General features: G+C 41.9%; 24 protein-coding genes and 1 pseudogene. 13 read left to right on the forward strand and 12 right to left on the reverse strand.

Translation table 11 applies throughout. From position 1 onward, the window contains the following. Positions 1–277 precede the first annotated feature (277 nt). From ACYTXL_RS26655 to ACYTXL_RS26680, 6 genes are all read left to right on the forward strand, one after another. Positions 278–499, forward strand: coding sequence for a hypothetical protein (locus tag ACYTXL_RS26655; RefSeq protein ID WP_334799209.1), 222 nt, complete (start codon positions 278–280; stop codon positions 497–499). Positions 500–586: 87 nt separating this feature from the next. Continuing rightward, positions 587–994, forward strand: coding sequence for a GIY-YIG nuclease family protein (locus ACYTXL_RS26660; RefSeq protein ID WP_461922407.1), 408 nt, complete (start codon positions 587–589; stop codon positions 992–994). Continuing rightward, the gene (locus ACYTXL_RS26665) at positions 987–1,178 is read left to right on the forward strand and encodes a hypothetical protein (RefSeq protein WP_461922406.1); all 192 of its coding nucleotides are present in this window, start codon (positions 987–989) and stop codon (positions 1,176–1,178) included. The genes ACYTXL_RS26660 and ACYTXL_RS26665 overlap by 8 nt, the downstream gene beginning before the upstream one ends. A 33-nt stretch (positions 1,179–1,211) precedes the next feature. Beyond that, positions 1,212–1,841: a toxin-antitoxin system YwqK family antitoxin gene (locus ACYTXL_RS26670; protein ID WP_461927330.1), complete on the forward strand. Its 630-nt coding sequence runs from the start codon at positions 1,212–1,214 to the stop codon at positions 1,839–1,841. Between the two features lie 4 nt (positions 1,842–1,845). Next, positions 1,846–1,971, forward strand: coding sequence for a hypothetical protein (locus tag ACYTXL_RS26675; RefSeq protein ID WP_461927331.1), 126 nt, complete (start codon positions 1,846–1,848; stop codon positions 1,969–1,971). A gap of 42 nt (positions 1,972–2,013) precedes the next feature. Beyond that, a complete protein-coding gene (locus ACYTXL_RS26680) occupies positions 2,014–2,205 on the forward strand; it encodes a hypothetical protein (protein WP_461922120.1) in 192 nt (63 codons plus the stop codon). A gap of 67 nt (positions 2,206–2,272) precedes the next feature. Here the strand turns inward: ACYTXL_RS26680 and ACYTXL_RS26685 are convergent, their stop codons facing one another. The 5 genes from ACYTXL_RS26685 to ACYTXL_RS26705 all read right to left on the reverse strand — a co-directional run bounded on the left by ACYTXL_RS26685 (position 2,273) and on the right by ACYTXL_RS26705 (position 4,937). Continuing rightward, positions 2,273–2,437, reverse strand: a complete 165-nt coding sequence (locus ACYTXL_RS26685; protein WP_461922121.1) for a hypothetical protein — start codon at positions 2,435–2,437, stop codon at positions 2,273–2,275. A gap of 6 nt (positions 2,438–2,443) precedes the next feature. Continuing rightward, on the reverse strand, positions 2,444–2,740 hold the full coding sequence (locus ACYTXL_RS26690; protein ID WP_461922122.1) for an HNH endonuclease: 297 nt from the start codon (positions 2,738–2,740) through the stop codon (positions 2,444–2,446). A gap of 110 nt (positions 2,741–2,850) precedes the next feature. Further along, positions 2,851–3,081, reverse strand: a complete 231-nt coding sequence (locus ACYTXL_RS26695) for a hypothetical protein (RefSeq protein WP_461922123.1) — start codon at positions 3,079–3,081, stop codon at positions 2,851–2,853. Between the two features lie 79 nt (positions 3,082–3,160). Beyond that, entirely contained in the window at positions 3,161–4,246 is a 1,086-nt protein-coding gene (locus ACYTXL_RS26700; protein WP_461927332.1) for a tyrosine-type recombinase/integrase, read from the reverse strand. A 175-nt stretch (positions 4,247–4,421) separates the two neighbouring features. Then, positions 4,422–4,937 (reverse strand): hypothetical protein, encoded by a 516-nt coding sequence (locus ACYTXL_RS26705; protein WP_461926986.1) that lies wholly within the window; start codon positions 4,935–4,937, stop codon positions 4,422–4,424. A 251-nt stretch (positions 4,938–5,188) separates the two neighbouring features. Here ACYTXL_RS26705 and ACYTXL_RS26710 point away from each other — a divergent pair, with 251 nt between their 5' ends. After that, on the forward strand, positions 5,189–6,031 hold the full coding sequence (locus tag ACYTXL_RS26710) for a DNA/RNA non-specific endonuclease (RefSeq protein WP_461927341.1): 843 nt from the start codon (positions 5,189–5,191) through the stop codon (positions 6,029–6,031). A gap of 4 nt (positions 6,032–6,035) precedes the next feature. On the opposite strand, the gene ACYTXL_RS26715 is transcribed toward ACYTXL_RS26710, so the two are convergent. Further along, positions 6,036–6,440, reverse strand: a complete 405-nt coding sequence (locus ACYTXL_RS26715; protein WP_461922481.1) for a nuclease A inhibitor family protein — start codon at positions 6,438–6,440, stop codon at positions 6,036–6,038. Positions 6,441–6,596: 156 nt separating this feature from the next. Here ACYTXL_RS26715 and ACYTXL_RS26720 point away from each other — a divergent pair. Further along, positions 6,597–7,002: pseudogene (locus tag ACYTXL_RS26720) on the forward strand (DUF4112 domain-containing protein). A 49-nt stretch (positions 7,003–7,051) separates the two neighbouring features. Here ACYTXL_RS26720 and ACYTXL_RS26725 read toward each other — a convergent pair. After that, positions 7,052–7,543, reverse strand: coding sequence for a DUF1499 domain-containing protein (locus ACYTXL_RS26725; protein WP_461922480.1), 492 nt, complete (start codon positions 7,541–7,543; stop codon positions 7,052–7,054). Between the two features lie 83 nt (positions 7,544–7,626). Beyond that, the gene (locus tag ACYTXL_RS26730) at positions 7,627–7,998 is read right to left on the reverse strand and encodes a hypothetical protein (protein WP_461922479.1); all 372 of its coding nucleotides are present in this window, start codon (positions 7,996–7,998) and stop codon (positions 7,627–7,629) included. 293 nt (positions 7,999–8,291) lie between these two features. Here ACYTXL_RS26730 and ACYTXL_RS26735 point away from each other — a divergent pair, with 293 nt between their 5' ends. Beyond that, the gene (locus ACYTXL_RS26735; RefSeq protein ID WP_461927333.1) at positions 8,292–9,248 is read left to right on the forward strand and encodes a putative 2-dehydropantoate 2-reductase; all 957 of its coding nucleotides are present in this window, start codon (positions 8,292–8,294) and stop codon (positions 9,246–9,248) included. 17 nt (positions 9,249–9,265) lie between these two features. On the opposite strand, the gene ACYTXL_RS26740 is transcribed toward ACYTXL_RS26735, so the two are convergent. After that, entirely contained in the window at positions 9,266–9,457 is a 192-nt protein-coding gene (locus ACYTXL_RS26740) for a hypothetical protein (protein ID WP_461927334.1), read from the reverse strand. Between the two features lie 299 nt (positions 9,458–9,756). Between ACYTXL_RS26740 and ACYTXL_RS26745 the strand changes: the two genes are divergently transcribed. The 4 genes from ACYTXL_RS26745 to ACYTXL_RS26760 all read left to right on the forward strand — a co-directional run bounded on the left by ACYTXL_RS26745 (position 9,757) and on the right by ACYTXL_RS26760 (position 13,025). Continuing rightward, the gene (locus tag ACYTXL_RS26745) at positions 9,757–10,167 is read left to right on the forward strand and encodes an amino acid-binding protein (protein ID WP_461927335.1); all 411 of its coding nucleotides are present in this window, start codon (positions 9,757–9,759) and stop codon (positions 10,165–10,167) included. A 2-nt stretch (positions 10,168–10,169) separates the two neighbouring features. Next, positions 10,170–11,378, forward strand: coding sequence for a hypothetical protein (locus ACYTXL_RS26750; RefSeq protein ID WP_461927336.1), 1,209 nt, complete (start codon positions 10,170–10,172; stop codon positions 11,376–11,378). A 393-nt stretch (positions 11,379–11,771) separates the two neighbouring features. Continuing rightward, entirely contained in the window at positions 11,772–12,197 is a 426-nt protein-coding gene (locus ACYTXL_RS26755) for a hypothetical protein (protein WP_461927337.1), read from the forward strand. Positions 12,198–12,392: 195 nt separating this feature from the next. Continuing rightward, on the forward strand, positions 12,393–13,025 hold the full coding sequence (locus ACYTXL_RS26760; protein ID WP_461927338.1) for a hypothetical protein: 633 nt from the start codon (positions 12,393–12,395) through the stop codon (positions 13,023–13,025). Between the two features lie 19 nt (positions 13,026–13,044). Here ACYTXL_RS26760 and ACYTXL_RS26765 read toward each other — a convergent pair whose 3' ends face one another. Genes ACYTXL_RS26765 through ACYTXL_RS26775 form a run of 3 tightly spaced genes read right to left on the reverse strand, consistent with a single transcriptional unit; the run spans position 13,045 to position 13,827 of the window. Continuing rightward, on the reverse strand, positions 13,045–13,293 hold the full coding sequence (locus ACYTXL_RS26765) for a hypothetical protein (protein ID WP_461927339.1): 249 nt from the start codon (positions 13,291–13,293) through the stop codon (positions 13,045–13,047). A 41-nt stretch (positions 13,294–13,334) separates the two neighbouring features. Then, the gene (locus tag ACYTXL_RS26770) at positions 13,335–13,595 is read right to left on the reverse strand and encodes a hypothetical protein (protein ID WP_461927340.1); all 261 of its coding nucleotides are present in this window, start codon (positions 13,593–13,595) and stop codon (positions 13,335–13,337) included. 16 nt (positions 13,596–13,611) lie between these two features. Beyond that, entirely contained in the window at positions 13,612–13,827 is a 216-nt protein-coding gene (locus ACYTXL_RS26775; protein WP_461922790.1) for a hypothetical protein, read from the reverse strand. Between the last annotated feature and the right edge of the window lie 206 nt (positions 13,828–14,033).

The following is a 14,033-nucleotide window of genomic DNA, read 5'->3' on the forward strand; positions in this document are numbered from 1 at the left end:
CTCAAGTTGCGCGAGAACTTGAGCATCCACTATTATTAGATTCATAGTTTGACCTTTTAAATCGGGTTTACAAAGGGCGATCGCAACTTCTTGGCGGGAGAGCGATCGCCTTTGTTATATCCTTTATTATATACGTTGACGTGTTAACGCATCAAAACATCAACGTACTTTTAATAGCAAAACTATCAAGAGCGTTGGCGTGTTAATGTATTGACGCACCAAAAGCGGATTTTGGTGCGTCAATTAAGTTGAAAAATAGAAATTATGTGGTTCTTCCATGCCTAAGTATGTTGACCTTTCTCGCTATTGGACAGAAGAAAAAAACTTATCTATTCAAAAAGCCAAAGAAATGACTGGGTTGGACAAAAGAACCTTGTCATCTGCCAAAAAAGGGCAACTTGAGCGTGGGCAGTTTGAGACTCTCTTTAAGCTTAGGGATTTAGCTTCTGAACTAGCTGGCAAACCGCTAATGCTGGAGGAGATTTTTAAAGATGATTAGTCCTGAAAGTATAGATTTGCTTGCTCTGCCATCAGTGCAGCTATCTGACAAGCGAAGTTTGCCACACAACAAGCAATATATTTTGTATTGGATGGCGAAGAAATAGTTTACATAGGGCAGACAAACAGCTTATTGCTTCGATGGCAAGCTCATCATAAATTGAAAGAGTGTAAGGCTCTTGAGAACCCCAGGATTGCCTGGATTGAAATCAGTGATACAACTTTGGTATTAGATATTGAAGCAGCACTTATAGAATGGTTTAAGCCATCTCTCAACAAGCATGGTTGGAGAGAAACTAAGCTATCTCTCAATAAGCATGGTTGGAGAGAAACTAAGAAACGGTATCAAATCATGCTTACCAAAACTGCTTCAGTTGAATTAGACAAAGTATCTGAAGAGTTAGAAACAAGCAGAAGTGAATTAATTGAGAAAGCAATTCGTCAGGGCTTATTTAGACAAGTCAAACTAGAACCATCAGAAATGACTGATGACTAAAACCACAGTTCATCTAGTTGCAAACATCAATGGTTGCACAATGGTGGTGTTTTATACTGATGCCCATTGCTGGCAATTTCGAGTAATTAGCCCTGGTGGTGCAGTATTTGGTGAGCGTAAGATTTATTACTCGGCAGAGGCAGCAGAGAAGGCGGGGCGGGAGTGGATAGGTGAGGGGAGTTGAGGGAGGGCGATCGCTGTTAAGGTTAGCAAAAATATGCATCAAATAATTCCTAAAAATGCGATTGAGGAAATCAACAAAAACAAATACTCTGAAAATGACATATCAGCATATTATTTTGTCAACGGTGAAAAAATTGCTTATCGTGCTTGGGATGAGAATCAAATATATATGGAATATGAGATAAAAAACGAAAAAAAGCACGGGTTATTTCGCGTTTGGCATGATAATGGAAATTTGTGGGAGGAAAGCTTTTATGTTGATGGAAAAGAACATGGAATTACCAAACAATATGATTATGATGGTAATTTCATCGGTAGTTACGAAATGTATCATGGTACTGGTGTTGATTTGTGGTACTCAGCAAAAGGTGTTATTTCCGAAGAAAGATATTTCAAAGATGGAGAACGTCACGGTTATGAACGATGGTGGAATGATGATAATAAAACTATTTATCGAGAACAGCATTTTCAAAATGGTATAGAACACGGAATTTATCGAGAATGGAATCAAAAAGGTTCTCTCCGTAGGGGATTTCCTCAATATTATGTGAATGGGGAAAAACTGATTAAAGTCAAGTATTTAAAAGCTTGCGTTAGCGATAAATCCTTACCCAAATTTCAAGAATTAGATAATTGTAATTATCGAGAATTACCAGCTATTTAAATCCTTGAGAATAGAGCAAAGTTGGCTACCATCAATTAGAATGAGGGCTGGTGCGCCATCTCTAGTTGCCCCACAATTCCGACATCAAAACTGCGATCGCCACCGAAAAGAGCGGGTACGCCATCACTGATTGTATAATCCCCAGAAATAACACCGTTGCGACACCCGCATCATGACTAAAACCACAGTTCATCTAGTTGTCAACATCAATGGTTGTACTTTGGTGGTGTTTTATACTGATGCTCACTGCTGGCAATTTCGAGTAATTAGCCCTGGTGGTGCAGTATTTGGTGAGCGTAAGATTTATTACACGGCAGAGGCAGCAGAAAAGGCGGGACGGGAGTGGATTGGTGAGGGGAATTGAAGCGCATACTCTTTACTCAATCTCAGTTTCTTCAGACGCTCGAACGTCGCTATCACCTTGCACGGTTTTAAGAACTGATTCCAGCCTCACGCATATAATATCCAGCAGCGCCAATATCTTCAAAAACGTCATCAAATTGGGGATGGGTTGACGGAAAAATCTTTAGGGGGCGATCGCTGATTCCCTCCAGTTCTTGTTGGATAGCGATTAGTTCTTGAGTATCATCATCCATACTTACCTACCACAAAGACAACTGCCCTGGCGAAACATTTGATTTACCGCCTCTATGGTATAAAAGGTGACAAGCACTACATAGGGCTATCAGGTTGCCTCTGTGGTTATTAGATGGGTTTCTGTCCCAATGATGCACCTGTAGGGTGTATACCCGGCGTTTTGAACGTGTCAAATCTGATGTTTTTTCACCAGAGGGGATGCACTGCAACCCGCATTTTTGACAACGCCACTGGGCTTGTTGCTTAACTGAACTGGCAATTTCTGACCAATTATCTGGGTACAGAGAATGGGTGAACATCATTCAGTATAATTAAACTGCGGCTTGACCAATTGTAATGCTTTCTAGCAGTACGAAAGCTTAACCAAATTCATTCATATAGGCGATGGCTCCGCCCGCCGCAGGCATCGCTACTAGCCATAAATATCTTTTAATACAGCTTCTAGCCCCGCATTTAAATCTTGCAGTGCTGCATCCAAACTTTCATAACTTTCTTTTCCTTGCCAAAACATTCCACCACAATCGAGTGCGCGTACAAACGAGTTGAGAGGACTATCTACGTCATAACCAATTTCAATCCAGCCTTCATGCTCATCTACCCAACGAGCAATATTTGGGTAAGTTTTTTCAAATGGAACTTTCATATTTCCCTCCAGAACTAATCACCCCATCACTCATCATCATCAGGCAAATACAAACCACTACTATCAGTGGGTCTTTTAATCAAAACCTCGGCAACACTGTACCCGTGCCTGCGTCTTTTTTTGTGCGGACATAAGCCTTGGTTGTATCGGTTTTACTATGCCCCAACTGATTTTGCACCTCAAAAACATTTTTATGCTCGACTGCCCTCGTTGCATGAGAATGCCGCAACCAGTGACATGAAAACTTCACCTTTGCCGTTTCAGAGATATCTTGAATCAACTTTTTAATCGCTCTGTCGCTCAACGGCAATCCCCTTTTTTTTGGGTCAGGCGACATATTCGCAAACACGGGCATCTTATCACCAGCCATCCCCCGATACTTTTTGAAAACGAGCGAAGTCTGATGGTCTAACCCAATCTCCCGGTACTTGCCACCTTTTCCTCGGAACTTAATCGTATAGTATCCTCGGTTTCTATCCTCTGGTGTCGGGTCAGGATACCACTGGAAATTATGCCAATATAACCCCGGATAATCTTCCTTTGGTAGCCTTGGTTCATCACCTGGAACTGTTACACGTCCCACTTCACCAACTCGCATACCACTATAAAAAAGCAAATTAAACACCAACAAGTGCTTACCCCCCAACTGCACAGCAGCATTAGCTAGCTTCTTCATCTCCCAATCTTCTAGATACCGCTCTGCCTTGGGTAAATTACTGAAATTGTCGTAATTTATGGTACTTGCAATATTCCTTAAAAAATAACCAACATTCTCCCCGCTCCCGTAACTCCAGAGCGATCGCAACATCAGCACTTGGTTAGATTTAGTATAAGGGGAAACCTCACCCCAACTAGCAATAAATTCTAGTAACAATGGTTGCTGGATTAATCTTAAATCAGGTATACCTTCATTACGTACCCAATCGAGCAATTTTTGACCAAATCGGTAGTATTTTCGTTTGGTTTGTTCGCGGTTTTGACTTCCAGCCCAAACCAAAATTAACTCCTCATCATTAGCAACCGCAGGCGTGCGGTAATAATATTGCCGAATTACCTCCTCTACCAATTCCGGGGTTACTTGCTGTGAAGTATTTGGCGCTACAACCTTTATAGGATTGGCAGGAAGAATTTCTACAGAGCTAACCTCAATACTAGTAACATCCATTGGGGAAATAAGAGTTACGCGATGATCAATATATAGCTTCCTGGAAGTGCGCTTTCAGGAAGCTTTTATTTTATTCTAAGGCTTAAGTGTATGTGCTTAACTGCTTGCTCCATTATTTGTGGTCAAGCAACACCCCGTTTTTTGTGTTCAAGCTGTAGCATTTAGGCACTTGAAATTATTTCACTGGATGGTACAGCCCATCTTTTGCATTCCATTCCCAACCTATGCCCCTGGGGTCGCGGTTGCGAGTCCAACTGATAAATTCTTTGGTAGTGAGTTTTTCTCTTTCCGGTGCGAGGCTCGACGGACTTAAACCTAGTCGCGGTGCTAGATTTTCAGGAGGTAATGCTTGCAGTTCAACTGGGGAAAGCTGGTATGGGTTAGCTTGTCTTCTTTGTTTGGGTTGACTGTTGTATCTATTTGATGAAATAGCCCGTGACAATTTTTCCAACTGCCCAGAGATAGCCTCTAGTTTGGTTTCTAGCTTCAACTCCCGCTGCAAAACCGATTTACTGCTAGGTGCAACATCGATATCAATATTGCTATCAAACCTAGAGAGCAATTCCTCTAAGCCTTGCAGCAAGGCAATTGTATGTCCTTCTCTGTGCAGTTTGGATAGTTCTTTGACTACTGGAATTAGGGCAGTAGGGACGCGAATCATTTCGCTGGGTGGGGATTTTTGTTCAGGCATTTGATATCAGTTTTGATAGCAATGAACTGATAATAGATGAAAAGCGATGTCTATTTTCTTAGAGGAAACTTGAGAATGGGGCGTAGGCTTCAAGAAGCGCTGTTCCATCGCTGGCAGGCATTTACCTTGCTGATACAGTAAAGTATAAAGATTTACTTTGTTTGCTGGGGCAACTTGCGGTTTAAGCGATCGCCTCACATACTATTGTTTAGATAATTCTTAAAAAGAAAGCCTTTTTGAAATTGAAGACTATCAAATTTATATTAACCCGTGGCAAATATCTACGGATATTAGCTGCTACTGTGTTCGTAATTACATTGTTCATTGGATGTACGCCAACACCCAAGGTTTCGACACCTGTCAAACCCTCAACCAGCGTTAACCTACTCTTGGGAAATCCTAGCGGTGCAACTGCAACTGTTACTACTCCTGATAATTATCTGCTGGTTAAACCACAATATGTAGTCTCTTACAACAACAGCAAGGGAATTCCCAATTGGGCGAGTTGGCAGTTAAATAAATCATGGTTGGGTACTACAGACCGTCAAAATAACTTTCGCCCTGACGGCACATTGCCTACAAATTTTGCGCGAGTGACACCGACTATATACGCCGGCTCAGGATACGACAAAGGTCACATCATTCCATCGGCAGACCGCACCAAAAGCGTAGAGGATAATGCTAGTACATTTTTGATGACAAACATGGTTCCCCAGACTCCCGATAATAATCGCAGAACTTGGGAAGGTTTGGAGCAATATTCTAGAGAACTTGTCACAAAAGAAGGTAAAGAACTTTACATCATTGCCGGGCCATTAGGGAGCCAAGGTCAACCCCTTAAAGGAAAAGTCACAATTCCCGCATCAACTTGGAAAATCGTTGTTGTTTTGGAACCTAGTGTTGGGATTAATGGTATTACTGCCAACACTCGCGCGATCGCAGTGAATATCCCGAATCAGCCCTTGATTGACCCAGACTGGAGAAAATACAGAGTCAGCATTGACAAAATAGAAGAACTGACAGGATATAATTTTCTGTCCAACGTGCCTACAGCCATTCAAGATGTGATTGAAGAGAAAATAGATATTCAGTAGTTAATCAAGTTTCTACAACTTTAGTTGAAAGCCCTGCTAAATCACCTGTTGGAGTTTCGCCGACGATGTAAGCATCAATTTCGATTTCCCCTAAGCGATACACCTGCGGGTTTTTTAAGCTCGATTTAATTGTTTGCACAAGCGTTTTAAATTTGTTGACAGTTGCTTTCTCTTCTTCGCCGTGCCAGTCTTCTTCTGTTGTCGCCAGTTGAAAAAAATCGTCAATCTCCACAATTTTAATGGGTGTATCTTGAGGGTGATTTGTCTGTTGTATAACTTTCTCTGGTGTAGCAGGTGGTGTAGCTGACCATAAGAATGCTTCTAAGGGGTACTCAGACTCGCTCATCATGAGTAAGCCATCAGACACCAATTTTAGCTGATCTAGGATTTTCTCATTAGTTTTGGTCATAAGCCATAATAGAGCGAACGCTTGGAAACTGTATCATCCATTTATCTGCTTTCGGGGCAGTATTGGTGGATTTTTATTCATAGTTGTTATTTCTAACGGTACAAGACAAAGAACTAAAAATGGTGCAATTTAAGAGTAGTGCAAATATGGTCAATTATGGACGCTGCCAAACGCCTTGCTACTCTAAATCGCATCCGCAAACTCAGCCGCTTGATGGATACATCTATACGCATCCCTCTAACAGGTTTTCACATTGGCATAGACCCAATCATTGGTTTAGTTCCAGGGGAAGAGTGATTTAATCAGTACAGCGTTTTCAGCTTACATCATATTTTTAGCTACTCGCTTCGGCATCCCACGTCAAGACTTAGCCAAAATGATTTTTAATGTTGGCTTAGAAACAGTCGTTGGTACTGTGCCTTTTGTGGGTGATTTGTTTGATGCTTTCTATAAGTCTAATATTCGTAATTTGGCAATTTTAGAGCAACATTTGACAGTGATTGAACCAGAACTCAAACAAGTGTCTGATGAACTTTACTCTGGTAAGTTCAGCCAAGTTTAAGTTGGTCGTCATCCCTGATTAATCTTGGCACTCCTCACGGCTAGTAAAATCAAATGTTTAAATCGCGTAGAGCCAAACGAATTTGTTCCACACGCCTGCGGTTGACACCAAGATCCGACTCTCCCACGCGAGATGCCGAACGCAGATGAATTACTGTTTCATCAGGAGGTAAATAAAACTCTACGTCATCAACAAATTTAAAGATGCGACTTAAAGATAGAGCATGGATGTAATCATCTGTTTGTTCTACAATTTCTGTACGGGGAACAACACCAAGGACTTTTAGTAAGGTTTCTCTAGCTGCATCGCGGTCTACATGATAATTAATCGGGTCAATGGCGTGTTTGGGATCTGCGTTTTGACTCACAACACAGTTGTTTGAAGCTGGACAAGAACTAAGACGACCATTATTAACTCCCAAAGCAGAAGAAACAGCCCAAGCAGCCCCAGTCAGTATTAAACTACTAATCAAAGTTAGCAGTATTGCAAAAGTGATACTCCCCAAGAATCGCTGCCGGAACGCTGTTAGCAGATGTGACATGATAAATTTACTCCTCAAAGTTTAAATAGCACTTCCCTTATTTTCGGTTATTTTGGGTGAGCGCTGCGCGTTATCGGTTCGCCCTACACCGAGTCATCCAGAAAGCCGCACTCCGGGCAATCCCAATGCACCCGTGCTGACCAGTCCCGGTCAAACTCATACTCGCACTGAGGACACTTGCCAGTAAACATAGGATGGGTATCTAGCAATTCTAGCTGTTGCTGTTGCGTCCGCCGTTGCTGTGGTTGCAAAATCAGTTCGCCGTTATAGTAAGTTGCGCCTTCTGGTTGCCACAGTTCCTCTGCTTGGGCGTTGGGGTCTTCTCGAAAGTCCAAACAACTATCACCGTCTACCCCATCAAGATGGACAGCACAGACGAGGTACGGGTTATGGGCGTAAAAGAGACAGTGATGCCTACGGCGGGCTACGCCTACGCACTGGTGGATTTTTGGCATAGTACCAGTGTACTGCTTTGAAGCAAGCGATCGCCATTGCAACTTTTCCTCGCTTGAATCTTTCCGCAGATGCTAGATACGCCCTGCCGAACGCGCAGAGCGTCTCCAAGAGTTGGCGGCAGGCTATGCAAGATACATGATTTTAAGGTGAGATAAGCCGATAAAATCGTTGGGTGGTAAAGAGAAGTAATTAGTGAAAACCGACAAGCTTAGAATCAACCAGCAGTTTTTGGCTGTATGTATACAACGTATTCGCCTTATGATCATTACAGAAAAATCTCTTTGTTAGCAAAATGTCCAAGCGTAGTTATGCCATTCTAGGAACTGGTGCATTAGGTGGCTTTTATGGTGCAAAACTGCAAAAAGCCGGTTTAGACGTCCACTTTTTGCTGAAGAGTGATTATGAATATGTCAGTAAATCTGGTTTGGTTATTGAGTCAAAAGATGGTGATTTCACCCTGACTCAAGTCAACGCCTACAATGATATAGAAAAAATGCCACAATGCGATGTGGTAGTAGTAGCGCTAAAGACGACACAAAACCATTTATTGCCGCAGATCTTCGCGCCACTCGTCAGGGATGATGGGGTAGTGTTGGTATTGCAAAATGGACTGGCGGTGGAAGAAGAAGTTGCCAAAATAGTTGGCAATGTCAGCATTATCGGTGGGTTGTGTTTTCTCTGTTCCAATAAAGTCGGAGCAGGACATATTCGCCACCTTGACTATGGACAAATTACACTAGGGGGATATGCTTCTGGCTATGATCCTACTCTTATTACAGATAAGATGCGGCAAATTGCCGATGACTTGAAGAGTGCTGGTATCTCAATAGAATTAGCTGAAGACTTATTACTAGGGCGATGGAAAAAATTGGTTTGGAATATTCCCTATAATGGACTGTCTGTAATTCTCAACGCTAGAACAGATGAATTAATGTCCTATGTCCACACCCGCAAATTAGTTGAACAGTTGATGTATGAAGTTGCAGCAGGGTCTAAAAGTTGCGGACGCATCATTCCTGATAGCTTCATTCAAACAATGCTGGATTACACCGTGAATATGAAGCCTTATCGTACCAGCATGAAAATTGACTACGACGAAAGGCGGCCTTTGGAAGTAGAAGCAATTTTTGGGAACCCATTACGGAAAGCGCATTCTAGGGGTGTGGATTTACCGCAGATTAGCTGTATATACCAACAGCTAAAGTTTTTGGATGAGATTAGAAGAGTAGGAGATCGAGAAAACGCTTAATTCCTTCTTAAATTTACTCAAAGGGCATAAGATAAATCATTATCTGCCAGCAACATATTGCGACAAATATGTATTCCGAGATTGCCACTGTTACAAAAATTTCTCACTTCAAATGCAAAAGCGTTTTCTGCACCAATTGCATCTTGGATTTTGGCAGCAGGAGACCTTTCCTGACTGGTTAAATATTCCTGTGGGAATGTAATAACCAACAGACGTGATACCAACGGTTTGTTTGATCATGCAGAATACTCTAATAAGTGAACGACAAGCTCATTGACTAGTCGGATTGTAACGCTGCTTGTAACCTCTGCTGCAATATTTGTCTTAACGCAATTTAATTAATTTGTCACCGTACAGCTTATCCGGCAAGCACTGTAGAAGCGGTTTACAGAAAAAATGGATACAACTTCGCTTACAATAGGGGTTCATCTGCAATTAATTGATACTCAGTTATTTTTTTACTGATATTTTGTGCCTACATCTCTAAAGGTGAGGCTATATATTATCTATGCACTGCCAAATTCAACGCCAACTAACCATAGCTCTAGAAAATTATCCCGGTCGTCTAGCTGCGATGAGTAGCGTGATCGCAAATCACAATATCAATATCGAAGCAATATCACTAATTGATAATATTGAGCAAGGTTTGATTCGGATAGTTGTTAGCGAACCCAATAAATGTAAAAACTTACTTATTTCAGAGGGATTTTACGTAATTGAGGCAGATATCATTGCTGTAGAGATTACCGATGTTAATGGTGAATTAGCACGATTAACCCAATCGCTCACTAGGGCGAAAATTAACATTGAATATACTTATGGTAGTTCGACTCGTCCGGGAGAAAAAATGCACCTCATCCTAAAAGTTTCCGATCTAGATAAAGCATATCAAGTCATAGCTGCAATTGAGGAGAGCTAACAGTGGTTTCCCTAATCAAAGATAGTGTGGGAATCCTACCTGCTGGCGCACTAGGAGTCAGTTTTTTTTATCATCTCACTAAGCAACTTACACAAGTAGACGATCAAGTTTATTTTCTGGAACGACAAAATTCCAGTAGCTCCCAAGTTTTGAAAAAAAGCGGAGAAATTGCGATAGCGAAGCGCTGCTGCGTTCGCGTAGCGTCTCGCAGAGAAGCGCAGATCGCAACTAGCGAAACTATCAAATATTTCCCCACTGCTAAAATCCTGAAACCTGACCTTCTTAGCTGCTATAAGTTAGCTTTTTTGCCAGAAATAGTCCTTATCTGTCCTAATCCCGACCAACTTTTAAGCATCATTAGCACTGTTGTCGAATTACTCATCCTCATATCCGAACAAGGAGAACTATCACAACCAGAACTACCATTTCCCTACCTTGTTTTATCTTCCAACGGCATTTACTTTCAACGCTTCCGGCAAATATTCATTGAAAAAATCGAAGAAGCTACTCTATTCGGTCGTTTAGCCGACCTTTGGCCTGATATTATGCCTCGAATCGTCTCCCGATTTTTACGAGGAGTCACAATTCAAACTGGTGTACGGGAAGGTAGCGAAGGTAACACAATTTACCGACCAGGCCCTAGAGGAAGAACCCAAATCACTGGCGGAGACATCACCTCACGAGAACGTTGTTGTGAGATTTTAGCAGGAAAGGGAGCATGGTTTGAACTTGCTCCCAACATTTCTCCAACGCGTATAGAATTTGATAAAGCCCTAACTAACCTCAGCACTAATTTACTAGGGCAATTAATGTCAATCGATGCTCAAGGTAAGTTCAAGGTTTTAACAGTCGGTGAAATATTAGCAAATTCTCATCAACCCAAAATCCGCGAATTAGCTTCTCATGTATTTAAAGTCGGACAAATGATTAAGGTTTACGGAAAAGATGAAAATTTAGAGGTAATTCTCGATCAATTGATGGAAACCTGTCATGCTCATGAATCTCATATTCCCTCTAGCTTACAATGGGTAGACACCAAAATACGTCTCTTAACCTTAGAACCGGAAATGACACCCACAGAAGCTTGGTTGCTCGAACCATTAATTCGATATGCAAAAGCCTCTGAACTTGAAGATAGTGTTAATTATTTTGAAAGCTTGAAAAATCAACTAATAGAAAAACTCACCCTCGCAACAAACGCAAATCGTTAAATATTGGCTTTTATACAGAGGATATAATTCTGCAAATCTGCCTCAAGGTTGGCCCACTCAGCTCAATCTTAATCAAGAGAGGAAAACCCAAGCGATCGCACTTAATCAAGAGAGGAAACACCAAGCGACACCGAATAGCCCGCCGTTAGGCATCGCTCTTGAGGTGCAACTTTGGCTCGCTTGATTTTTAGGAGGGCGAGAGTACGACAAAGTGACACAGTGAGCCTGTCGAACTGCTCAGGGCAACGCAAGTTCTGTTACCACCGCAGGCATCGCCTCATACACTGTGCCAAATCTCCGGGTAGCAGGTATTTTATTATACGTTATATAATAGAGCCATTATTTTTGAATTTCCTCCAGCCTCCTGCCAACTCTAGTAAGGGAAAAAGTTATATGAAACTAATTAAAAAAATTTTAGCAATCTGTTTTCTCTTATTTGGCATTCCCTTTTCTGCTGTGATGATTATAGAATTTCTCAATCCCAAAACTCCCGCTCAAGAAAAACAAAATGATGTAGCTGCTTTAACTATTCTTACTATTCCGTCAACCATTCTAGGAGGTTGGTTGAGTTGGTCTTTAGTGCAGCAGAATCGAAAACAACAAGCATTACTTGTTGAATCAGAACAACAGCGTCTTCAGCTAGTGTTCTTAGAATTAATTGAGCAAAATGCTGGCAGAATAACAGTATTGCAACTGGCGAAAAATGCTGAAATATCAACCCAGTCAGCTAAAGAATATTTAGATGAGAAAGCCAAGGAACTCAATGCTTCTTTTGAAGTAAATGATGATGGAAATGTTTTGTATCGGTTCTCTTTGTAATACTGGTACAATTATATCAGTTCAAATCATGACTATTAAAATAATTTGTATATGTTGAAAATTCAGCTTTTATTTTTATCTTTGAGTGCTGCCACAATAAATTTAATAGTAACAAGTTTACCAGCCAGAGCAAATTGCACTGAGAATATAGCATATAATTCAAATGTAGTAATAAAAGCCATAGTAATAAAAGCCATGCAACGGCGCTGGCAAGATTTGCAGCAACAAAAAATCTATCCTTGGGGAGAAACACGTCCCTACGATAAATTATCTGGTACTTCGATTACCCTAACTCCAGCCTTCCTTCAATTAAGCCCAGAACAAAAGCAACAAGTAATCACAGAAGTATTTGCTTATAAAGTCACACCAGAAGAAAGCTCTAAAGCAGGTGGTTACGTAGGTGCATATGCACCCCATTTAGTATATGCCAGTGATGGACGGATTGTATTTGACCCATACGATGGTTGTCACCCCCTCACACTTTTTACAGAAAAAGAAAGATACAGTTGGTATTTTTATAAAGGTGTTTTGAATTCCAATCAATCAAAAATTGAACAAGAATCGCGCAATGTTGGAGCAGCCCCAGGAAGAAAGGTACGCTTTCCTATTACAGCAACACAAGAGAAAAAAATCCGGCTTTTATTTTGGAAGACAATCGGTTACAAGCAAATTAATAACGAATGGTGGATTGCTTGGGTTCCAGAACATGGCTACTTCGAGATTAATCTCAAACGCGATTATGACAAGCAACTACTACACAAATTTTTGCAAATAGCACCACGTCAATATCGCTACGTACTTGTAGCAACAGATGGAACATTGTTGTGAATTACTCCTCGAAGATTCGCTACACGCTATCATCCATCCAACCGCACTCACAATCCCAATGTACCCGTGCTGTATAGTCGCGGTCAAAGGATGCACCACACTGGGGGCATCTGCCAGTAAACATAGGATGGGTATCAATCAATTCTAATTGCTCTTCTTGTGTCCATCTCTGGCGGGGCTGCACAATCAACTCGCCATTGTAGTAGCTTGCCCCCTCCGGTTCCCACAGTTCTACTGGCTCGGCGTTGGGGTTTTCTCGAAAGTCCAAGCAGCTATCCCCCTGTGGCCCTGCTGGATGAACGGCACAGACTATGTGGGGATTGTGGGCGTAAAGGAGGCAGCGATCGATCGCACTGGTGGATTTTTGGCATAGTACCAGTTTATCCAGTAGAGGAAGCGATCGCCTACGGCAAATGCTTGCCTACGCACTCCCAATTTTTCCTCTAAGAATTCTTTAAGGTGAGGCGTAGGCGCAGCCGGTCGTAGACATCGCTTCTTGCGTGCAACTTTGACTCGCTTGAATATCCGAACTGTATTACTGACCATGCGAGTTTCATACGCCGGACTCACATAGCTATGTGTTGATTTACCCAGGAAAAATATCTAGAAATTCATTGCCATTAATCACTGTTGTCCAGTGCTGATATTTTCCTGGGGCATTCTTTTCTCGCGGATCTGCTTGTACCAGAGACATAAACTCATGGTAATGTTCATTAGAACTGGCACCTACCATGCATCCAGCAGACCAACCTAAGACTTGTTCATGAGTAGCGTCTCGTAGAGAGGAAAACCCAAGCGTCACCGAACAGCCCGCACTTCTCTACGAGACGCTCTACGCGTTCGGCAAGCTCAGTGACCATCGTAGACATCGCATTCCGCCCACTTTATAGCGATCGCTAGTGCAAAAACGTTATTTATCATGTCGCGGAAGACTCCACCTTCAGCGCCAGCAAGGTGGAGATCAGAGCGGGTGATGACGATTGCATCTGCGACCAATGTGCGTAGGAC

Source organism: Nostoc sp., from assembly GCF_054880495.1.